The sequence below is a fragment of the Pseudomonas multiresinivorans genome (assembly GCF_012971725.1).
GTDB lineage: Bacteria > Pseudomonadota > Gammaproteobacteria > Pseudomonadales > Pseudomonadaceae > Pseudomonas > Pseudomonas multiresinivorans.
Genome location: NZ_CP048833.1, coordinates 690,799 through 707,902, shown reverse-complemented (window position 1 = coordinate 707,902; position 17,104 = coordinate 690,799). Strand labels below are relative to the sequence as shown.

Below are 17,104 nucleotides of genomic sequence, written 5' to 3'. Positions count from 1 at the left end.
ACAGGGCAACGACCCGCGGGGATTCCGATCGGCTCACCCGCTGACACGCGAAAGTCTTACGAAAAATTTACCCTGCCAGAGTGAAGATTCTGGTCTTTTCTTGGTCTGTAGTTGCACGGAGCGCCTGAGCGCTCCGCGATCGATGCGGCGCCCGCCGGTCTGCCTGCCGGCCGCCGTCCTCTCTCAGGCAGGGAGAACCCGTAGACAATGAGCACTCCCGTCGTACTGATCACCGGCGCTGCCGGTGGCCTCGGAAAAGCCATCGCCAAACGTTTCGCCCAAAGCCACTGGCGCATCGCCGCCACCGACGTGGACAAAGCCGGCCTGCATGCGCTCAACGCCCAGGTACCGCTGGACGCCACCGCCGTCGGCGATTTGCGACGAGCCGATAACTGCCACAGCCTGATGTCCGACATCCTCGCCCGCACCGGCCGCCTCGACGCCCTGGTGAACGCTGCCGGCGTCTGGCGCGAAGGCCCGGTGGAGGACTTCAACGAGGACGACTTCGACCTGGTCATGGGGGTCAACCTCAAAGCGGCGTTCTACATGTGCCAAGCCGCGACGCCCTACCTCAAGGAAAACCACGGCAGCATCGTCAATATCTCCAGCGACTCCGGCCGCCAGGCCTATCGCGGCTCCGCGGCCTACTGTGCGAGCAAGGCAGCGCTGACCATGCTCACCCGCACGCTGGCCCTGGAACTCGCCGAATCCGGCGTGCGGGTCAACGCCATCTCGCCGGCCGACATCGCCACGCCGATGCTCGACTACCAGGCCGAACGCTATGGCCAAGGCAACCCGGCGGCCTACAAGCGCGAGCTGCTGAAGGATTATCCACAGGGCAAGGTGGCGCGCTTCATCCGTCCGGAGGAAGTCGCCGAGCTGGTCTGGTACCTCTGCAAGCCGGAATCCGAAGCCATCACCGGTGCGGATCTGGCCATCGACTTCGGCCTCTCGGCCGGGCGCTGAAGCGCAGCGACGTGAACAACGGGCGGCCAGAGGTCGCCCGTTTTCGTTCAGGGCGTTGATCGAACGGCGGATGCACCGCTGGCGGATGGTCCACTGGCGCTGCTGGTCAATCAGGGATATAGAAAAAACTGTGTCGCCAGCCGCACTCGGGTTGTCCAGAGTGAGGCCCTTTCCTTTTCCCCAGACAATTCCGAAGAGAATTCCATGGAACCTGGCAACCACCAGCTCAGCATGACCGTCCTGATGACCCCCGACATGGCCAACTTCTCCGGCAATGTCCACGGTGGCACCCTGCTCAAGTACCTCGACGAAGTCGCCTACGCCTGCGCCAGCCGTTTCGCCGGCTATTACGTGGTGACGCTCTCGGTCGACCAGGTGATTTTCCGCGAGCCGATCCACGTCGGCGAACTGGTCACCTTCCTCGCCTCGGTGAACTACACCGGCCGCACCTCCATGGAGATCGGCGTGAAAGTGGTGACCGAGAACATCCGCGAGAAGTCCGTGCGCCACACCAACAGCTGCTTCTTCACAATGGTGGCGCTGGACGACGAGCGCAAGCCGATCGTCGTGCCGCAACTCGATCCGCAGACCAAGGACGAGAAACGTCGCTTCGCCCAGGCGCAACAGCGTCGGCAAATTCGCCAGGAGCTGGAACAGCGCTACAAGGAGCTTCGCGACGAATGACGGACGTTCGCGACATTTCCTGAAAAGAAATCCCGCGTGTCGTGGAAATTTCCCAATGCGTCAACAGGTTACCCTTGCGTGAAAGCAAGGTAGGAAATCATTACTACGCCTAAACTTTTCACACGCGGGTTTGCCCCCGTGACCCACCGTCGAGCGGCCAGGTGCTGATACGCAGTCCGGCCGCTCCCTGAGTGCCCGGAGCCCAGACCATGCATCACACCCCGTTACTGACCACCCTCGCCGTCGGCTTCGTGCTGGCCTTCGTCCTCGGCGCCCTGGCCAACCGCCTGCGTATCTCGCCGCTGGTGGGCTACCTGCTCGCCGGCGTGCTGGCCGGGCCGTTCACCCCCGGCTACGTCGCCGACCAGGCACTGTCCGTGGAAATCGCCGAACTGGGCGTGATCCTGCTGATGTTCGGCGTCGGCCTGCACTTCTCGCTCAAGGACCTGCTGTCGGTGAAAGCCATCGCCATCCCCGGTGCGGTGGTGCAGATCGGCGTCGCCACCCTGCTCGGCCTGGGCCTTGCGTGGATGATGGGCTGGAACTTCGGCGGGGGGCTGGTCTTCGGCCTGGCGCTGTCGGTGGCCAGTACCGTCGTGCTGCTGCGCGCGCTGGAGCAGCGCCAGCTGATCGACACCAAGCGCGGGCGCATCGCCATTGGCTGGCTGATCGTCGAGGACCTGGCGATGGTTCTCACTCTGGTCCTGCTGCCGGCGCTGGCCGGCTCCCTGGGCGGCACCTCCGACGGTGGCGACGGCGGCCTGCTGATGCCAATCCTGCTGACCCTGGGCAAGGTTGCCGCCTTCGTCGCGGTGATGATTGTCGGTGGCCGGCGCTTCGTGCCCTGGGTGCTGGAGCGCGTGGCCAAGACCGGCTCGCGCGAGCTGTTCACCCTCGCCGTGCTGGCCATAGCCCTGGGCATCGCCTACGGCTCGGCGGTGATCTTCGGCGTCTCGTTCGCCCTCGGCGCCTTCTTCGCCGGGATGATCCTCAACGAGTCCGAGCTGAGCCACGAGGCCGCCGAGAACTCGCTGCCGCTGCGCGACGCCTTCGCCGTGCTGTTCTTCGTCTCGGTGGGCATGCTGTTCAACCCGGCGATCCTGGTCCAGGAACCGCTGCCGGTGCTGGCGACCTTCCTGGTCATCGTCTTCGGCAAGTCGGTCGCTGCCTATGTCATCGTGCGCATGTTCGGCCATCCCAACAGTACCGCGCTGACGATCGCCGCCAGCCTGGCGCAGATTGGCGAGTTCTCCTTCATCCTGGTCGGCCTGGGCGTGACCCTTAACCTGCTGCCCGAAGCCGGTCGCGACCTGGTACTGGCCGGCGCGATTCTGTCGATCCTGGTCAACCCACTGCTGTTCATCGCCATCGACCGCCTGCAGGCGCGCCAGGAGCAGAAGGCCGAGAGCGAGCCCGGCGTGGTCCAGGTGGAGCCCCAGGACCTGCCGCCGCCGGTGCTGGAGCACAACCACGCCATCCTCATCGGCCACGGCCGCGTCGGCGCGCTGGTGAGCGAACGGCTGCGCAAGGACAAGGTGCCGGTGGTGGTCATCGAGGACAAGCGCGAGAAGGCCGCCGAACTGCGCGAGCACGGCCTCTGCGTGGTGGTGGGCAATGCCGCCAATCCCGATGTGCTGACCCAGGCCAACATCACTTCGGCGCGCTGGCTGCTGATCGCCATTCCCAACGGCTTCGAGGCCGGGACCATTGCCAGCCACGCGCGGGCGATCAACCCGGACCTGGACATCATCGCCCGCGCCCACTTTGACGCCGAGGTGGATTACCTGGAGCAGAATGGCGCCAGCCTGGTGATCATGGGCGAGCGCGAAATCGCCCGCGGCATGGTCGAGCGGGTCGAACGCGAGGACGCCGCCCCGGCGCCGGGCGACGACCACCTGCCGCAGTCGGCCTGACGCCATGCTGCGCCGGCTGTACGACTGGACCATGCGCCTGGCGGGCCATCCGCGGGCGGAGCTGGCGCTGGGCGGAGTGACCTTCGCCGAGAGCTCGTTCTTCCCCATCCCGCCGGATGCGCTGCTGGTGCCGATGGTGCTGGCCAACCGCGCCAAGGCCTGGCGCTACGCGGCGATCTGCATCGTCAGTTCGGTGCTGGGCGGCATCGCCGGCTACTTCATCGGCCTGCTGCTGTTCGAGACGGTGGGCCAGGCGATCCTCGCCTTCTATGGCCTGCAGGAGAACTTCGCCGAGGTCGCCGAGCGCTACAACGAGCTCGGCTGGCTGATGGTGCTGCTGGGCGGCGGCTTCACCCCGCTGCCCTACAAGCTGATCACCCTGACCAGCGGGGTGACCCAGCTCGATCTCGTCCTGTTCATCGCCCTGAGCGTGGTGGCGCGTACCCTGCGCTTCGCAGCGACCTGCGCCCTGCTGTTCTGGGCCGGCCCGGCGCTGCGCGAGGCCATCGAGAAACGCCTGGGGCTGGCGTTCGGCCTGCTCACCGCGATGGTGGTGGGCGGCTTGCTGCTGGGCAAGTACATGCTCTGAGGCGGCAGGCGGCAGGCGGCAGGCGGCAGGCGGCAGGCGGCAGGCGGGATTGTGTAGGAGCGAGCTTGCTCGCGAACCGCCCAGCGCCAAAGCTGCCGGGAGATCTGTTCGCGAGCAATAACGATGGCGTCCCCCTCACTCCTACAGCTCAGGTTCCGGCGCAGTGGCCTGCCCTCTCCCCAGCCCTCTCCCTGAAGGGAGAGGGAGCCGTCCGGCGTCCGGCAGCTCGACAGAGTCAGCCGGCGAGCTTCTGACTGTTCTGCAGCTCAGGACAGTCCCCTCTCCCTTCAGGGAGAGGGTTAGGGAGAGGGAAATCCCCAGCACCAGGTAACAGGCAAAGACCGTTGTTCCGGCAAGGGAAGTCGGAGAATCACCCCAGCTTCACCGCCTCGAACTTCACCCGCGGATGGGCGATGCGGTCCTGGGCGCGCACCAGCTCCAGCTCGTAGCTGCCGCAGGCCTGGGTCTCCAGCAACACTTCATGCACCGCGGCGGCGCAGAATTCGAAGGCGCTGCGCAGATCGTCACCCAGCAGCAGGCGGGCAAGGAACAGGCCCGAGGTCAGGTCACCCACGCCTACCGGCTGGCGCGGGAAGGCCAGCAGCGGGCGGCGCAGGTGCCAGGTCTCGTCGAGGGTCACCAGCAGCATCTCGAAGGCATCCGCCGGCTTGCCGGGGTAGTTCAGGTGCTTCACCAGGATCGCCTTCGGGCCACGCACGAGGAGGCCACAGGCCATCGCCGCGCAATCTTCCAGGGAGGTCGGCTGGCGGTCGCAGAAGCTGTCCAGCTCCAGCTGGTTCGGGCACAGATAGTCGGCCACGGCGGCGGCTTCGTGGAGCAGGAATTCACCGACTTCCGGGGCGACGATGCAGCCCTTTTCCGGATGGCCCATCACCGGGTCGCACAGGTACACCGCACGCGGGTTCACCTCACGGATGCGGCGTACCACTTCGAGGATCGAACGGCCCTGCGCCGCACTGCCCAGGTAGCCCGACAGCACCGCGTCGCAATTGCCCAGTTCGCCAATGGCAGCGATACCGTCCACCAGCGCCGGAATCTGCTCCGGCGGCAGCACCTGGCCCGTCCAGTGGCCATACTGGGTATGGTTGGAGAACTGCACGGTGTTCAGCGGCCAGACGTTCACCCCGACGCGTCGCATGGGGAACTCGGCGGCGCTGTTGCCGGCGTGGCCGAAGACGACGTGGGACTGGATGGCGAGAACGTGGGGAGTGCGCGGCATAACGGTGTCCTGCTACAGAATGGGGCAGTATGGGGCGCAATTCACACGCTGTGAACATCCGCCTCTCGCCGCCCGGCGGCGGAGTGAGTAAGCTGATGCGCCGATTCCGAGGAAGCCGAAGTGGACCTGGGCAATCTTTTCATTTTCATGCTGGTTGTCGCGGGCGCCGCCTGGTGGTGGCGCGCCCATGGCATCCGCGAGCGTGCGCTGGCCCTGGCCAAGCAGCACTGCGCGCGCGAGGGCGTGGAACTGCTCGATGACGCCATGGCCCTGCAGCGCTTCCGCTTCCAGCGCGACGGCCGGGGCAACCTGCGCCTGGCCCGCGAATACGCCTTCGAGTTCACCGCCACCGGCCAGGAACGCTACGCCGGCACTATCGCCATGTTCGGCCAGCACCTGGGCCGCGTCGAGCTGGCGCCGTTCCGCATGGAGCCCGAGCCGCGCATGCCGGACTCGCCGGTCGCCACCTTCCATCCCGCCGCGCAGCCGGTGGACGAAGAGATAGTCGACGCGGTCTTCGACGACACCCCTGCACCGCCGCGCGCCAAGGCAGAAGTCGTGCGCCTGGACGAATGGCGCCGCGCGCACCAGGGCAAGAAGGTCGGCGACTAGAGCTGCGCGCGGATCGCCCGCCAGTGCTCCTCGGTGGCATAGGTCATTGCACGCCGTAACACACGACAGCGCAGCCGATGCCAGGGCGAACGACGCCGTTGCTGGTTGCGCCGGCAGGCTTCGAACAGCCAGTCGGGATCGAACCCGTCCCACACGCCAGCCGTCACCCAGGCATTGCCCCAGACCGCCGGCGCCACTTCCAGCCGGTAGATCGCCTCCAGCTCCTCCACGGCATAGCCGCTGATCGCCAGGGTGCTCGCGATGGTAGCGAGATCAGCCTCGTCCAGCTCCGTGTCCAGCCACAGCTCGGACAGCGCCAGCCAGACGGACTCGCGGGCCGGGTCGTTCATTCGTGGCCCAGCAGGAAGCGCGACACGCGCTCGGCGCTGTCTTCGGGAAACTCCTGCATGAAGCAGTGGCCGCCGTCGACGCACTGGCCACTCACCACCGTGTTCGAAGCACACCAGCGCGCCACGGACTTGGGCACGAACGGATAAGTGCGCTCGCCGAAAAGTACCTGGGTCGGCGTCACTACCTTGCCCAGCGAAGGCCACAGCCGCTTGGGGAAGGAACTGAAGATTTCCGCCTCGCGGCTGGGCCGGCATTTCAGTTCGACACCTGCTTCGGTGCGCTTCATCGCGTTCTCCACGTAGGCCCGGAGCGCAGCGTCGGTCCAGCCCTTGAAGATGCCGCGTCCGTGCAGGCCGGCGTAGGCCGCCTCGCGGTCCGGCCACTGGCTGCGCCGTGAGCGCGCCTTCTGCACCATGGTGCGGCGCTTGTGCAGGCCGAGTACTTCGGAGAGCGCCATCACGCCGATCATCGCCGGGGTGAAGAGCACCGGGTCGAGCAGCACCGCGCGGCGGAACAGCTCGGGATGACGGCCGAGGATCAGGCTGGTGAGCACGCCGCCAAAGCTGTGCCCGGCGGCGTAGTGCGGCACGTCGCCAAAGGCTTTGTTGCCGGCCTGGAAGGCCTCAACCGCCATCTCGGCATTGCGGTTCCAGCCATGGAAACGCCCGCCGTGGTCACTGTCGCCGTGGCCCTGGACGTCGCACAGCCAGAGGTCGAAATCCTCCGCCAGGACTTTCAGCATCGGCTCGTAGGCGCGGCCACAGAAGCCGTTGCCATGCAGGAAGTGCAGCAGCGGCTTGCCGCTGGGCTCGCTGCGCCAGCCGCGCAGGGTGAAACCGGCGGACCCTTCGTGGGTCCAGGACGACAACTGCATCGAAGCTCTCCATCGGGATGCGGCAGTTTAGCGAGGCAGCGGGGCGCCGGACCAGCGCGCGGTCATGCTATTGTCGCCGACCCTTGGTCGAACACCGTCGAACATGTCGCCTACCCGCCCCCTTCGCCTGCTGCTGATCTGCCTGTTCCTGCTGGCCGGGCTGGTGCTGTCGGTGTTCTGGGCGGGCGAGAAGGCGCGGCACCGCGCGCTGCTGGCCGAGGCGGAAACTGCCCATGAGCAGTTGGGCCTCTACGCCAGTTCCCTGCATACCCTGATCGAGCGCTTCCGCAGCATTCCCTCCGTGCTGGCGCTGGACCCGGAACTGCGCGCGGCCATGCAAGGCCCGCTGACGGACGAGGTGCAGCACCGGCTCAACCTCAAGCTGCAGGAAATCAACGGCGCGGCACGCTCGTCGACGCTGGAGCTGCTGGACCGCACCGGCCTCGCCGTGGCCGCCAGCAACTGGAACCTGCCGACCAGCTACGTCGGCCACAACTACAGCTTTCGTCCGTACTTTCGCCAGACCATCGCCCAGGGCGCCGGGCGCTTCTACGCGGTCGGCGTGACCACCGGGATTCCCGGCTACTTCCTGTCCAACGCACTGAGTGACGACGCGGGCAACTTCCTCGGCGCCATCGTGGTCAAGCTGGAGTTTCCCGACCTCGAACGACAGTGGAGCCAGACCCCGGACGTGGTGCTGGTAAGCGACAGCAAGGGCGTGGTGTTCCTCGCCAACCACCCGCGCTGGCGCTACCGCGAGCTGATGCCGCTGGACGCGGTGGCCCGCGCGGAGCTGGCCGATACCCGCCAATACCACAGGCAGCCGCTCAGCGCGTTGCCGCACCGGATGCTGGAAAGCCTTGGCGAGCATGCGCGCATGGTCCGCGTCGACGGCCAGGAAATCAGCGGCGACTACCTCTGGCAATCGGTCGGCCTGCCGGAAGAAGACTGGACCCTGCACCTGCTGCGCGACACCCGCGGCGTGCAGTCGGACGTCACCAGCGCCCGCCTGGCCGCCGCCGGCGCGTGGATGGCGCTGGTATTCCTCGTCCTCTGGCTGCAGCAGCGGCGCCGCCTCGCCCGCCTGCGCCAGCGCAATCAGGAAGAGCTGGAGCGTCTGGTCGAGCAACGTACCGCCGCCCTGCGCACCGCCCAGGACGGCCTGGTACAGGCCGCCAAGCTGGCCGCGCTGGGGCAGATGTCCGCCGCGTTGGCCCACGAGATCAACCAGCCGCTCACCGCCCAGCGCATGCAGCTGGCCAGCGTGCGCCTGCTGCTGGACGCCGGCCGCCAGGACGACGCCCGCGCCGCGCTGGTGCGCGTGGACGAACTGCTCGAACGCATGGCTGCGCTCACTGGCCACCTGAAGACCTTCGCCCGCAAGACCCCCGGCGGCCTGCGCGAGCGCATCGAACTGGGCCACGTGGTCGAGCAGGCGCTGCAACTGCTGGCCGTGCGCATCCGTACCGAAGGCGTGGACATCCGCCAGGCGCTGGAATCCCCGGCCTGGGTACTGGGCGACGCGATCCGCCTGGAACAGGTGCTGGTCAACCTGATCCGCAACGCCCTGGACGCAGTGGCCAACAGCGCCCAGCCGCGCATCGAGCTGACCCTGCGCCGCGACGACGAACACTGGTGCCTGGAAGTCGCCGACAACGGGCCGGGCATCGATGAGGCGCACCTGGCCAGCGTCTTCGACCCCTTCTTCACCACCAAGCCGGTAGGCGAAGGACTGGGCCTGGGGCTGGCGGTATCCTACGGCATCGTCCACGAACTCGGCGGGCGCCTCGGCGCCGCCAACCAGCCTTCCGGCGGCGCCGTATTCCGGCTCAGCCTGCCGGCCGCCAGCGAAGAATCCAGACCATGAGCGAGACCATTCTCTTCGTCGACGACGAAGCCGCCATCCGCGACGCCGTGCAGCAGTGGCTGCAACTCTCCGGCTTCGAAGTGCGCCTGTGCAGCAGCGCCGACGAGTGCCTGAAAAGCGTCGCCCGCGAGCTGCCCGGCGTGGTCATCAGCGATGTGCGCATGCCCGGCACCGACGGCCTGGCGCTGCTCGACCGCCTGCAGCAGCTCGACCGCGACCTGCCGGTGATCATGGTCACCGGCCACGGCGACGTGCCCATGGCGGTCCAGGCGATGCGCCAGGGCGCCTACGACTTCATCGAGAAACCCTTCACCCCCGAGCGCCTGCTCGACAGCCTGCGCCGCGCCCTGGAGAAACGCCGGCTGGTACAGGAGAACCGTCAGCTGCGCGAACAGGCGGCGCTCAAGGACCAGATCGAATCGCGCCTGCTGGGTGTCTCGCGGCCGATGGAAACCCTGCGCCGGCAGATCATGGCGCTGGCCGGTACGCCGGTGAACGTGCTGATCCGTGGCGACACTGGCAGCGGCAAGGAACTGGTCGCGCGTTGCCTGCACGACTTCGGCCCACGCGCCGGCAAGCCTTTTGTCGCGCTGAACTGCGCGGCGATCCCCGAGCAGTTGTTCGAGACCGAACTGTTCGGCCACGAAAGCGGCGCCTTCACCGGCGCCCAGGGCAAGCGCATCGGCAAGCTGGAGCACTCCAACGGCGGCAGCCTGTTCCTCGACGAGATCGAAAGCATGCCGCTGGCCCAGCAAGTGAAGCTGCTGCGCGTGCTGCAGGAACAGCAGCTGGAACGCCTGGGTTCGAACCAGAGCATCAAGGTCGACCTGCGGGTGATCGCCGCCACCAAACCGGACCTGCTGGAAGCGGCCCGCGCCGGGCGCTTCCGCGAGGACCTCGTCTATCGCCTGAACGTCGCCGAGCTGCGCCTGCCGCCCCTGCGAGAACGCCGCGAGGACATCCCGCTGCTGTTCGAGCACTACGCGCTGCTGGCCAGCGAGAAGTTCGGCCGCGAAGCCGTGCCGCTCTCGGCAACCCAACTGGCCCGCCTGCTCGCCCACGACTGGCCGGGCAACGTCCGCGAACTGGCCAACGCCGCCGAGCGCCACGTGCTCGGCCTGGACCGCGCCGAGCTGCCGGAAGCGCCCGCCGGCAACGGCCTGTTCGAGCGCATGGAAGCCTACGAGGCACAGTGCATCCGCCAGGCGCTGGGCCAGTGCAAGGGCGACATCAAGGCGGTGATGGAACTGCTCGGCCTGCCGCGCCGCACCCTCAACGAGAAGATGCAGCGCCATGGGCTAAGCCGTGGGGATTACCTGGGCGAGGACTGAGCCATCTGCTCGGCGAAGAACCAGCCGGTACACCAGCGCGCCAGCGGCCAGAGCAGTGCGAGCAGCAGGATCGCTGGCGGCAGCAGGTAGAGCGGCAGGCTGCTGGAGTTGAGCGAGCTGTAGGCGGCGAAGGCCACCAGGACCGACGCCAGCACGATTGCGATCACCCACAGCGCCAGCAGCACCAGCGCGCAGGCCAGCACGCGGCCGGCGGCGAAGCGCGAGAGCCGGGCGGGCAGGCGAGTCCGCACGGCCGTCATTACGATGACGAAAGGCAGTACGCAGCTCGACAGCATGAATACCGACTGCCAGCCGTCAGCGCCGCTGTAAAGGTAGAGCGCTCCGTAGCCGAGTGCCGTGAACAGCTTGTAGATCACTGCGGTGAAGCACAGCGCAATCGCCAGCGCCACATGCCAGGACGGCAGCGCGACGGCTTGGCCCGGCGCCATCGGTTCACACCGCGAGCGCGCCAGGTGCAGCACCAGCCAGAGCGGCAGGAGGCAACCCAGGGCCAGGTTGATCAGCGAATTGATCTGGCCATACAGGGCTATCCAGAGGGTCCGGGAGCCCTGCTCGAACGCCCACTGGTAGAAAGACACGCTCAGGTAGGAGACCGCCGTGCTGACGACCATGGTGGCGATCAGATAGGCCACGCCGAAACCTACCAGCAGCCCGGCCAGCGGCTGGAAGCGCGCAATACCGTGGCGCTCACGCTGGTAATGCACCAGCAGCAGGACTGCCGCGGCATAAAACACCAGCCCACCCAGCCAGTTCGCCAGCATGGTTGGCAAGTACTGTGGCAGGCGTTCGCGGTAGCTGCCCAGGTTGAGTATCCACTGCACGGCATTGCTGCCGAAGAACACCACGGCCGCGGCCACGATCATGGCGGCGACGAACTGCAGGGGCTCGCGGCCGACCGATGCCACAGCGGCTATCGGCGCGGTGAGCGGTGCCTGGGGTGTCGCAAAGGGATTGTCACTGGTCATCTCGGCATCCTTGTCGAATCCGGCCTGCGGCGCGGAGTGTGCCCAGCCTACCAGCCCGCCGGCGCTTTTCCACAGGCATAAAAAAAGGCCGCTGACAGCAGCGGCCTTGAGACGGACGTCGATCTGGAGCAATCAAGAATCGGCGTCGGGAAGCTTGCCGGCGGTGAGGCCGGTAACGGCGCCGCTCGAAAGCCGCGCTGTTGGGTCAAGTATATTGACCGATAAGACAGGAATACAGATCACTGGCGGCGAAAGACTGTTACAGCATCTGTAACAGTCGCCTTTCCGGTGGCGGAAACGCAGGCAAAAAAAACGCCGCATATCGTATGCGGCGCAAGGTGTTGAGAAGCCCGGCTCACGCTCCGGACTTCCCGGGGGAAGCGGCCGATCAGGAATCGGCGTTGCTGCTGGCAGCGGCCTTGGCAGTCTGCTCGGCGGACTGGGCCTGCTGCTGGGCGATCACTGCTTCGTTGGCCTTGACCATCTTGTCGGTCATCAGGCGCGATTCTTCGGCGAAGCTCAGCTGGGTGAAGGACAGCGAGCAGACGGACAGCAGGGCAGCAACATAAAGCGAACGGGACATGACGGTGATCCTTTCTGAACACCCGATTGGTCGGGGTTGAAGAAAGGTTACGGCGCAACAGTGGGTAGAAAAATAGCTAGCTAACCAACAAAGCATTGCCTAAAAAGCAACAATCCGCGCCGATCGTCCGAGAACATTGATATAGAGCGGCTGCGACGATCCGCCGCGCTAGCGCCCAAAGTCCGAGATGGCCTTATGCCCAGTTGACGGGATCGTTGAGCGCTGCTTCGTCCTCTTCGAACATCTTCGGCAATTCCATCTTGAGGAATTCGACCCAGGTGCGGATCTTCGCGTCGAGGAAGCGCCGCGACGGGTAAAGCGCGTAGATGTGCCTCACGTGCAGGCTGTGCCGGGGCAGCACGCGCACCAGCGAGCGGCGACGCAACGCAGGCGCGGCGACGTAACTGGGCAGCAGGCAGATGCCCATGCCGGCGGCGGCCGAGCCGGTCAGCGCCTCGGCGACATTGACCATGAAGGTGTCACGCGGGCGGATCACGCTCTCCTCATTGCCCTCCTCGAAGGCCCAGCCCTCGGGGAAGGTCGGGTCCTGCAAGCGCAGGCACTGGTGCTGGTGCAGGTCGGCGACGCTGGTCGGGGTGCCGCGCCGCTTGAGGTATTCGGGGCTGGCACAGAGCACGCTGTAGATGGTGCCCAGGGTCTGGGCGACGAATTCGGAGTCGGGCAGTTCTCGGTCGCGGGTAATCACCACGTCCTGGCCTTCCTCGAGGATGTCCGGCTGGCGCTGGGCCAGGGTCAGCTCGATGTAGACCTCGGGAAAGGACTCGCAGTAGCGCGAGATCAGCGGGATCAGGTGCTGCTGGCCGAGGCCGGTGAGCGAATGCACGCGCAGCCGGCCACGCGGTTTGAGGTGTGCGCCGCTGGCCTCGGCTTCGGCCTCTTCGACGTCGGCGAGGATTTCCCGGCAGCGCAGCAGGTAGCGCTCGCCGGTTTCGGTCAGCGCCAGGCGTCTTGTCGTGCGGTGCAGGAGGCGCGCTTCGAGTTGCGATTCAAGGTCGGAAACCACGCGCGAGACCTGGGCGGTGGACAATCCCAGGGCGTTGGCGGCGGCGGTGAAACTGCCAGCATCCACCACCCGGACGAAAGCCCGCATCGCGTGAAGTACGTCCATCCTTCCCCCTGCTTATCCGTCTTGTAGGAAACGACGACAATTATTGTCCGCGCCGCAAAACTGAATCGCAGTATAGGGTCGTTTTTTAGCGATTGTTACCACGTATAGTGCCGGACAAGTCGCTGCAGCAACGTTGGGCATACCAGGCTCATCGTACGGCCGCCGATACACCAATCGACGGTCCTCTCCCCCGCGCATACCTGGCTGCAGCGACTGACTCTTTCTCCAGGGGCGGCCTTCTTCGGATGGCCGCCCTTTTTCGTTTCTGGCCAGCTGATTGCCAGGCGCAAGCCATTACACCGGGCAGAGGACAGAACTTGTAGAAAAGCGCCTAGCGCGGCAGCGGGTAGAGGCGCTCGTCGAACTGCTCCAGGCGCACGAACTCCAGCGGCTGGTCGTTCTCCAGGTTATGCAGACGGTCCTGGTACTGGCGCAGGAAGTCCTGGCGCGCGTCGTTGCTGATGTAGGGCACATGCCAGGCCACGAACGGCGGCAGCACGCTCATGCCGGTGTAGGCCAGGGTTCCGCGCAGGATCGGCCGCAGCATGTCTTCCAGCGGGCCGTGGATGGCACCGTCGCCGAACATGTGGTCACGGCCGCCCAGGGTCACGCTGACCAGCGCCTTCTTACCGGCCAGGCCGCCCTGGTCATAGAAGCGCTTGCCGCCGTAGCAGACGCCGGAAACCAGCACGCGGTCGAACCAGCCCTTGAGGATGGCCGGTGCGGAGAACCAGTAGATCGGGAAGTTGAAGATCACCAGGTCCGCCCAGAGCAGCTTGTCCAGCTCGGCCTGGATGTCGGCGGCGATGGTCTTGGCCTTGGCGCCTTCGCGCTGCTCCAGGGCGTAGACCAGGTATTCGGGGTTGGCGCGGGCGCCGAAGTCGGCGGCGCTGGCCACCGGGTTCCAGTTCATCGCGTAGAGGTCGGAGACCTGCACTTCGTGGCCCTGGCCGCGGAGGGTTTCCTCGGCGAGCTGGTACAGCGCGGTGCTGAAGGATTGCGGTTCGTTGTGGGCGTGGACGATCAGTACGTTCATATGGATTCCTGGCCAGAAAGGCGATTCTTGGCGGATCGGTGTGCTTGCTCGGCACCCTCTCCCCAGCCCTCTCCCTGAAGGGAGAGGGAGTACTCGTGTTGATCCTTCTGCACCATCGCCTGCCGATGGCACCGAAGCGCTGTTGTTCCTGCCCCGCCTGGGAGAGAAGTCTGTTCGGCGGAAGTAGCGAATCCCGTGCTCCCCGGCTGACTCCCTGTCATCCCAGAAACGCCGGACGGCTCCCTCTCCCGCTTGCGGGAGAGGGCTGGGGAGAGGGTGCTGTTCAGGCGCTCAGAGTTGAATGGCCTTGAGCTCGACGAACTCGTGCAAGCCCTGCTCGCCCCATTCGCGGCCGTTGCCGGACTGCTTGTAGCCGCCGAAAGGCGCACGGTAGTTGAAGGCACCGCCGTTGACGAAGCATTGGCCGGCGCGCATCTGCCGGGCGAGGCGCAGGCCATCTTCGCGATCGCCCGCCCAGACAGCGCTGGACAGGCCGAACGGCGAGTCATTGGCGATAGCGATGGCTTCTGCTTCATCGGCATAGGGAATCAGGCACAGCACCGGACCGAAGATTTCCTCGCGGGCGATGCGCATCTGGTTATTCACCCCGGCAAAGATCGTCGGCTGCACATAGTGCCCGCGCTCCAGATGAGCCGGGCGTTCGGCGCCGCCGCAGACCAGTTGCGCGCCCTCTTCCTTGCCGACGCGAAGGTAATCGAGCACGGTACGACGCTGGCCACCCGAGCACATCGGGCCGAGGAAGCTGTCGGCGTCCAGCGGGTCGCCCATCTTCAGCGCGAGGGTTTCGGCACGGGCGATTTCCACGGCTTCGGCATAGCGATGGGCCGGCAGCAGCATGCGCGTGAGTGCGGTGCAGGTCTGCCCGGAGTTGATCATCACGTCCTGCACGCCGTGGCGCACGGCGGCGGCGAGGTCAGCATCGGCGGTGATCAGGAACGGCGACTTGCCGCCCAACTCCAGGCACACGCGCTTGACCGTTGGCGCCGCGGCTTCGGAGACCTTGACGCCCGCACCGGTGGAACCGGTAAAGGAGACCATGTCCACGTCCGGGTGCCGCGCCAGCGCTTCGCCGACCTTGGAGCCGGGGCCGCTGACCAGGTTGAACACGCCGGCAGGCAGGCCGATGGCGTGGACCATTTCGGCGAGCAGGAAGGCGTGCAGCGGGGTGTCCTGGCTCGGCTTGACCACCACGGTGCAGCCGGCGGCCAGGGCCGGGGCGAGCTTGCCGATCAGCTGGTGCAGCGGGTAGTTCCAGGGGTTGATGAAGGCGCAGACGCCCACCGCTTCCTTGACGATCAGCGAGTTGCCGACCTCGCGCACTTCGTCCATGTGCGCGGCCATCGCGGCGTAGCTTTCCAGGCCCTCGATCGGCCCGTCGACCTGCACCATCCGGCACCACTGCACCGGCATGCCCAGCTCGGCGGTGATCAGCGCGGCCATTTCGTCGGCGCGGTTCTTCAGTTGTTCGGCGAGGGCGCGGATGTAGCCGGCGCGCACGTGGGACGGCGTTTGCGACCAGGCCGGGAAGGCACGGCGGGCGGCATCCACCGCGCGGTTCACGTCGCCTTCGCCGCCCAGCGGCACGCGGCCGACGCATTCCTCGGTGGCCGGGTTCTGCACCTCGGCCACGCCCTGCCCTTGCGGCGCCACCCAGGCGCCGTCGATGTAGAGCTGCGTACGGTCATGCATAGCGTTTTTCCTTGAGCAGTTCGGCGGCGCACAGGGCGATGCGGCGGCAGGCTTCGCGCAGCGGCTCGGCGCCGAGCACCAGGCCCAGGCGGATGTGCCCGGCGGCGCTGGGGCCGAAGGCTTCGCCGGCCAGCACGGAGACGCCGTGGCGTTCCAGCAGCACGTCGGCGAAGTCCTGGGCGGAGAGTCCGGTGGCGCGGATATCCACCATCACGAACATGCCGCCATCCGGGCGCAGGGCGCGCACGCCAACGCAGTCAGCCAGGCAGTCGAGCACCAGGTCGCGGCGCTGGCGGTAGGCTTCACGCATGGCTTCCAGTTCCGGCAGCCTGGCTTCCAGCGCGGTGCAGGCGGCGTCCTGGATGAAGTCCGGCGAGCCGTAGAGCATGCACAGGGCGAGGTTTTCCAGGTGCGCGCAGAGCTCGCGCGGGCCGACCACCCAGCCCACGCGCCAGCCGGTCATGGCGTGGGATTTCGACAGGCTGTTGAGGGTCGCGGTGCGCTCGGCCATGCCCGGCAGGCTCGCGGGGCTGATGTGTTCGCCGTCGAACAGCAGCTCGCTGTAGACCTCGTCGGAGATCATCCACAGGTCATTTTTCACGCACAGCTCGGCGAGCTTCTCCCAGGTGGCGCGCGGCAGGCTGGCGCCGGACGGGTTGTGCGGGCTGTTGATGGCCAGGGCGCGGGTGCGCGGGGTGATCAGCGCGGCAACGTCCTCGGCCTGCACGCGGAAGCCATGCTCGGAGCGCACCGACACCGGGATGACCTTGGCGCCACAGGCGCCGAACACCGCTTCGTAGGTGACGTACATCGGCTCGGCGACAATCACTTCGTCGCCGGGGTTGAGCACGCACTGCGCCACGGCATACAGCGCGCACTGGGCGCCGGCAAGCACGACCACGTCGTCGGCGGTGACGGCCTGACCGCTGCGCTGGGTATGGCGGCTGGCGATGGCATCGCGCAGCGAGCGCTTGCCGCGCACATCGGCGTAATGGGTGTTGCCGGCCAGCAGGCTGTCGATGGCCGACTGGACGATGGGCACCGGGGTATCGAAGTCCGGGTCGCCCACCGACAGCAGCAGGATGTCGTCGCCCTGCTCCATGCGCGCCAGGGCGCGGTAGTGGATGTCCCAGGCGGCGGCGCCGTCGCCGGCGATGCGTTGGGTGAAGTTCGAGTAGCGCATGGTGTTCATCCTTCATGGCGCCAGGGCCCAGGGGCCCCGGCGGGTGCAAC

General features: G+C 66.8%; 16 protein-coding genes. 7 read left to right on the top strand and 9 right to left on the bottom strand.

All coding sequences use genetic code 11. From position 1 onward, the window contains the following. Window positions 1–207 precede the first annotated feature (207 nt). The 4 genes from G4G71_RS03275 (at window position 208) to G4G71_RS03260 (ending at window position 4,152) form a co-directional block, all read left to right on the top strand. The gene (locus G4G71_RS03275) at window positions 208–966 is read left to right on the top strand and encodes an SDR family NAD(P)-dependent oxidoreductase (RefSeq protein WP_054910324.1); all 759 of its coding nucleotides are present in this window, start codon (window positions 208–210) and stop codon (window positions 964–966) included. 204 nt (window positions 967–1,170) lie between these two features. Further along, window positions 1,171–1,650 carry an acyl-CoA thioesterase gene (locus G4G71_RS03270; RefSeq protein WP_169935386.1) on the top strand — a complete coding sequence of 160 codons (480 nt, stop codon included), beginning with the start codon at window positions 1,171–1,173 and terminating at the stop codon, window positions 1,648–1,650. 209 nt (window positions 1,651–1,859) lie between these two features. Continuing rightward, window positions 1,860–3,563, top strand: coding sequence for a YbaL family putative K(+) efflux transporter (ybaL, locus tag G4G71_RS03265; RefSeq protein WP_169935385.1), 1,704 nt, complete (start codon window positions 1,860–1,862; stop codon window positions 3,561–3,563). Between the two features lie 4 nt (window positions 3,564–3,567). Continuing rightward, window positions 3,568–4,152 carry a YqaA family protein gene (locus G4G71_RS03260; RefSeq protein WP_024766834.1) on the top strand — a complete coding sequence of 195 codons (585 nt, stop codon included), beginning with the start codon at window positions 3,568–3,570 and terminating at the stop codon, window positions 4,150–4,152. A gap of 370 nt (window positions 4,153–4,522) precedes the next feature. Here G4G71_RS03260 and pdxY read toward each other — a convergent pair whose 3' ends face one another. Then, window positions 4,523–5,392, bottom strand: coding sequence for a pyridoxal kinase PdxY (pdxY, locus tag G4G71_RS03255; protein ID WP_169935384.1), 870 nt, complete (start codon window positions 5,390–5,392; stop codon window positions 4,523–4,525). Between the two features lie 147 nt (window positions 5,393–5,539). Between pdxY and G4G71_RS03250 the strand changes: the two genes are divergently transcribed. After that, window positions 5,540–6,004: a DUF3301 domain-containing protein gene (locus G4G71_RS03250; RefSeq protein WP_420826004.1), complete on the top strand. Its 465-nt coding sequence runs from the start codon at window positions 5,540–5,542 to the stop codon at window positions 6,002–6,004. Here G4G71_RS03250 and G4G71_RS03245 read toward each other — a convergent pair. Both G4G71_RS03245 and G4G71_RS03240 read right to left on the bottom strand, forming a co-directional pair. Beyond that, a complete protein-coding gene (locus tag G4G71_RS03245; protein WP_169935382.1) occupies window positions 6,001–6,354 on the bottom strand; it encodes a DUF7079 family protein in 354 nt (117 codons plus the stop codon). The two genes, G4G71_RS03250 and G4G71_RS03245, sit on opposite strands and share 4 nt — an antisense overlap. After that, a complete protein-coding gene (locus G4G71_RS03240) occupies window positions 6,351–7,229 on the bottom strand; it encodes an alpha/beta fold hydrolase (protein ID WP_024766831.1) in 879 nt (292 codons plus the stop codon). Before G4G71_RS03240 ends, G4G71_RS03245 begins: the two co-directional genes overlap by 4 nt. Before the next feature lie 103 nt (window positions 7,230–7,332). On the opposite strand from G4G71_RS03240, the gene G4G71_RS03235 reads away from it, so the two are divergent. Together G4G71_RS03235 and G4G71_RS03230 are read left to right on the top strand one after the other, a co-directional pair. Further along, window positions 7,333–9,096, top strand: coding sequence for a sensor histidine kinase (locus tag G4G71_RS03235; RefSeq protein WP_169935381.1), 1,764 nt, complete (start codon window positions 7,333–7,335; stop codon window positions 9,094–9,096). Beyond that, window positions 9,093–10,427, top strand: coding sequence for a sigma-54-dependent transcriptional regulator (locus G4G71_RS03230; protein WP_169935380.1), 1,335 nt, complete (start codon window positions 9,093–9,095; stop codon window positions 10,425–10,427). Before G4G71_RS03235 ends, G4G71_RS03230 begins: the two co-directional genes overlap by 4 nt. On the opposite strand, the gene G4G71_RS03225 is transcribed toward G4G71_RS03230, so the two are convergent. The 6 genes from G4G71_RS03225 to G4G71_RS03200 all read right to left on the bottom strand — a co-directional run bounded on the left by G4G71_RS03225 (window position 10,409) and on the right by G4G71_RS03200 (window position 17,054). After that, window positions 10,409–11,413, bottom strand: a complete 1,005-nt coding sequence (locus G4G71_RS03225) for a hypothetical protein (protein WP_169935379.1) — start codon at window positions 11,411–11,413, stop codon at window positions 10,409–10,411. The two genes, G4G71_RS03230 and G4G71_RS03225, sit on opposite strands and share 19 nt — an antisense overlap. Before the next feature lie 388 nt (window positions 11,414–11,801). Then, window positions 11,802–11,996, bottom strand: coding sequence for a hypothetical protein (locus G4G71_RS03220; RefSeq protein WP_024766827.1), 195 nt, complete (start codon window positions 11,994–11,996; stop codon window positions 11,802–11,804). Between the two features lie 193 nt (window positions 11,997–12,189). Further along, entirely contained in the window at window positions 12,190–13,125 is a 936-nt protein-coding gene (locus G4G71_RS03215) for a LysR family transcriptional regulator (RefSeq protein ID WP_169935378.1), read from the bottom strand. A gap of 331 nt (window positions 13,126–13,456) precedes the next feature. Then, on the bottom strand, window positions 13,457–14,161 hold the full coding sequence (locus G4G71_RS03210) for an NAD(P)H-dependent oxidoreductase (protein WP_169935377.1): 705 nt from the start codon (window positions 14,159–14,161) through the stop codon (window positions 13,457–13,459). A 291-nt stretch (window positions 14,162–14,452) separates the two neighbouring features. After that, window positions 14,453–15,871, bottom strand: coding sequence for an aldehyde dehydrogenase family protein (locus G4G71_RS03205; protein WP_169935376.1), 1,419 nt, complete (start codon window positions 15,869–15,871; stop codon window positions 14,453–14,455). Continuing rightward, window positions 15,864–17,054: a pyridoxal phosphate-dependent aminotransferase gene (locus G4G71_RS03200; protein WP_169935375.1), complete on the bottom strand. Its 1,191-nt coding sequence runs from the start codon at window positions 17,052–17,054 to the stop codon at window positions 15,864–15,866. Before G4G71_RS03200 ends, G4G71_RS03205 begins: the two co-directional genes overlap by 8 nt. Window positions 17,055–17,104 lie beyond the last annotated feature (50 nt).

Coding starts and splice junctions, on each gene's coding strand:
- G4G71_RS03260 (WP_024766834.1), top strand. CDS start 3,568: ATGCTGCGCCGGCTGTACGACTGGACCATGCGCCTGGCGGGCCATCCG.
- G4G71_RS03200 (WP_169935375.1), bottom strand. CDS start 17,054: ATGCGCTACTCGAACTTCACCCAACGCATCGCCGGCGACGGCGCCGCC.
- G4G71_RS03235 (WP_169935381.1), top strand. CDS start 7,333: ATGTCGCCTACCCGCCCCCTTCGCCTGCTGCTGATCTGCCTGTTCCTG.
- pdxY (WP_169935384.1), bottom strand. CDS start 5,392: ATGCCGCGCACTCCCCACGTTCTCGCCATCCAGTCCCACGTCGTCTTC.
- G4G71_RS03210 (WP_169935377.1), bottom strand. CDS start 14,161: ATGAACGTACTGATCGTCCACGCCCACAACGAACCGCAATCCTTCAGC.
- G4G71_RS03275 (WP_054910324.1), top strand. CDS start 208: ATGAGCACTCCCGTCGTACTGATCACCGGCGCTGCCGGTGGCCTCGGA.
- G4G71_RS03270 (WP_169935386.1), top strand. CDS start 1,171: ATGGAACCTGGCAACCACCAGCTCAGCATGACCGTCCTGATGACCCCC.
- G4G71_RS03205 (WP_169935376.1), bottom strand. CDS start 15,871: ATGCATGACCGTACGCAGCTCTACATCGACGGCGCCTGGGTGGCGCCG.
- G4G71_RS03245 (WP_169935382.1), bottom strand. CDS start 6,354: ATGAACGACCCGGCCCGCGAGTCCGTCTGGCTGGCGCTGTCCGAGCTG.
- G4G71_RS03225 (WP_169935379.1), bottom strand. CDS start 11,413: ATGACCAGTGACAATCCCTTTGCGACACCCCAGGCACCGCTCACCGCG.
- G4G71_RS03240 (WP_024766831.1), bottom strand. CDS start 7,229: ATGCAGTTGTCGTCCTGGACCCACGAAGGGTCCGCCGGTTTCACCCTG.
- ybaL (WP_169935385.1), top strand. CDS start 1,860: ATGCATCACACCCCGTTACTGACCACCCTCGCCGTCGGCTTCGTGCTG.
- G4G71_RS03220 (WP_024766827.1), bottom strand. CDS start 11,996: ATGTCCCGTTCGCTTTATGTTGCTGCCCTGCTGTCCGTCTGCTCGCTG.
- G4G71_RS03250 (WP_420826004.1), top strand. CDS start 5,540: ATGCTGGTTGTCGCGGGCGCCGCCTGGTGGTGGCGCGCCCATGGCATC.
- G4G71_RS03215 (WP_169935378.1), bottom strand. CDS start 13,125: ATGGACGTACTTCACGCGATGCGGGCTTTCGTCCGGGTGGTGGATGCT.
- G4G71_RS03230 (WP_169935380.1), top strand. CDS start 9,093: ATGAGCGAGACCATTCTCTTCGTCGACGACGAAGCCGCCATCCGCGAC.